Origin of the sequence: Vibrio sp. SALL6, assembly GCF_002002385.1 — a bacterium.
GTDB classification, from domain to species: domain Bacteria; phylum Pseudomonadota; class Gammaproteobacteria; order Enterobacterales; family Vibrionaceae; genus Vibrio; species Vibrio parahaemolyticus.
The window spans coordinates 1-2,040 of sequence record NZ_MQVK01000064.1 but is presented as its reverse complement, the minus strand read 5'-3'; the positions used below and the strand labels follow the sequence as shown (position 1 = coordinate 2,040).

The following is a 2,040-nucleotide window of genomic DNA, read 5'->3' as shown; positions in this document are numbered from 1 at the left end:
ACGCGTTGCGAATCCCTCTTAAACAGTTTGTTAGTTCTTTGGCTCACCAAGCGATTTTGGCTTGTAACCCAACGCATCCAAGTCGATACCTTGCTCTAACAACATTCTTTCAAACAGTGGTAATAAAGGACCCAAATTTTCGTTTAATGTATCACGAACTGTGTCCACAACTACTTGTGTACCGCGCTCGATTTCTATGTTGATGAAATCTCCAACTTCTTTTGATTCAAACACCGTCATTCGACGAGTTTCTGGGATAAGCCAAACCTCAAACCACCCTTCTTGTTTATTTACGTCAGCAACTGTGAGACTTGCTCCGTTAAGTGCTATATAACCTTTAGAAAAGACATACCTTTTCCAAGTATTTGGAAGTGCTAAACGAATGCAGTAATTGTCCTCTATTTGTTTTACGTCGACGATCGCAACATTGAAGTCAACATGACCTGAGAGAGGGTGGCCACCAATTTCTGCTCCATCCTTCGCAGCCCTCTCGGCATTCACTAGTTGGGTAGCATGATATTTGCTTAAAGTCGTAATTAAGAGGCTTTGCAGCATAACGTCAAACTTAACGCGAACATTTGATAGTATTTCAGTAACCGTTAAACACACGCCATCGATTGCAATACTGGCCCCAACTTCTAAGTTGACACAAAAACCATCAGGAAAATCGATAACAAAGGTCCTAATTCCTTTTTGATCGGTTACATCAACTATTTTGGCTACAGCCTGAACTATTCCTGTAAACATATTTTCCCTTTTATTACTGATGTTTAATCCTAAGAACTAACGCCCTGTTAAGGTGTGAGCAACGCAATACCGATGCCGCTGCAAACCACCTTAAATACTAAACTCAATGCATAGTAAAAAATGCCACGCGTTGCGAATCACTCTTAAACAGTTTGTTAGCTGATGAAACTCACCATGAGCACTTCATTGATACTACTCATCGGCACAAAGTCTGGGTAACCAATTTCAATTCTTGGTACCACTTTTAGTGAGTATGCTTTTTCCTGCTCCCAAGCCGTCCAAGGCTGTAGACTTGAGTATGCATCCTCTGAAAGAACTAGCACAGCCATTTCTGCATGCTTTTGAGCGATGTTAGTTGGAATACACTTGTACAAGTGCTGATACACTTTTTTGTCGCCTAAATTGCGATAATCGAAAAACGACACGCAAGATCGTAAACAAAAGAAACCGTTTGAATTTCCAAACACCGAACTTCGTGAGCCATCTAGATTGGCGAGCAGCCCACCAGAAGACAATATAGATTGATAATTCTCTAGAGTAGTGGCGTGAAAAATTGACCCGCTCATTTTACTAACGAAGTCTTCAAAATCATCGACTTTCAAATTACGAACTAACATATTACTCTCATCAGCTAACGCCGCGTTAAGGTGCGAGCAACGCAATACAGAAGCCTCTGCAATGCACCGTAATCACTTAACCCAGCGCATATCAAAAATGCCACGCGTTGTGAGTCGCTCTTAAACGCTTTGTTATATGCCCGAACTCATTGTGTATTCTGGATGTCCTGTGTGCTCATCCAATTGTTCACTCACGACTTTAAAGCCTTGAGATAAATAGAATAGATAGCTAGCCTGATTTTCCTTGTATACAGAAAGATTTAATTCCGCCCGCTGAGTTTTAGCATGACTCAATAGTTGCTTCCCAATGCCTTTACCTTGAAGCTCAGGAGAGACAAATATTGCAGCTAGGCTATTTTCATATAGTGCGTAAAACCCGACTACTTTCGACTCAGCTTCGTAAACGTAAGTTTCTGAAGCTGGAATGTAGAAGCTACGCATGTTTTCTACTTGAGATTCCCAAAACTCAGCCGAAATGAAATCGTGAGCTGTAACTGACGCTTTAAGCCAAATTTCAAGAACTGAATCCATGTCATTTTCGTTGTACTTTCTTATCATTTAAAGCTCTCAATAGCCGAATTTATCGGGACAATATAACGCCCTGTTAAGGTGTGAGCAACGCAATACCAAAGCCGCCGCATACCACCTTAAACACCAAACACAACGCATAGTAAAA

General features: G+C 41.1%; 3 protein-coding genes. All 3 read right to left on the bottom strand.

Annotated elements, in window-relative coordinates; genetic code table 11:
* Positions 1-30: 30 nt before the first annotated feature.
* The 3 genes from BIW15_RS23850 to BIW15_RS23835 all read right to left on the bottom strand — a co-directional run bounded on the left by BIW15_RS23850 (position 31) and on the right by BIW15_RS23835 (position 1,922).
* Positions 31-747, bottom strand: coding sequence for a riboflavin synthase (locus tag BIW15_RS23850; protein WP_069497202.1), 717 nt, complete (start codon positions 745-747; stop codon positions 31-33).
* Positions 748-902: 155 nt separating this feature from the next.
* Positions 903-1,364 carry a hypothetical protein gene (locus BIW15_RS25395; protein WP_256857077.1) on the bottom strand — a complete coding sequence of 154 codons (462 nt, stop codon included), beginning with the start codon at positions 1,362-1,364 and terminating at the stop codon, positions 903-905.
* 132 nt (positions 1,365-1,496) lie between these two features.
* Positions 1,497-1,922, bottom strand: a complete 426-nt coding sequence (locus tag BIW15_RS23835) for an N-acetyltransferase (protein ID WP_031856483.1) — start codon at positions 1,920-1,922, stop codon at positions 1,497-1,499.
* Positions 1,923-2,040: the final 118 nt, after the last annotated feature.

Bases quoted from the DNA above. Each gene is read 5' to 3' on its own strand.
- BIW15_RS23850 (WP_069497202.1), bottom strand. From the start codon at position 747: ATGTTTACAGGAATAGTTCAGGCTGTAGCCAAAATAGTTGATGTAACC.
- BIW15_RS25395 (WP_256857077.1), bottom strand. From the start codon at position 1,364: ATGTTAGTTCGTAATTTGAAAGTCGATGATTTTGAAGACTTCGTTAGT.
- BIW15_RS23835 (WP_031856483.1), bottom strand. From the start codon at position 1,922: ATGATAAGAAAGTACAACGAAAATGACATGGATTCAGTTCTTGAAATT.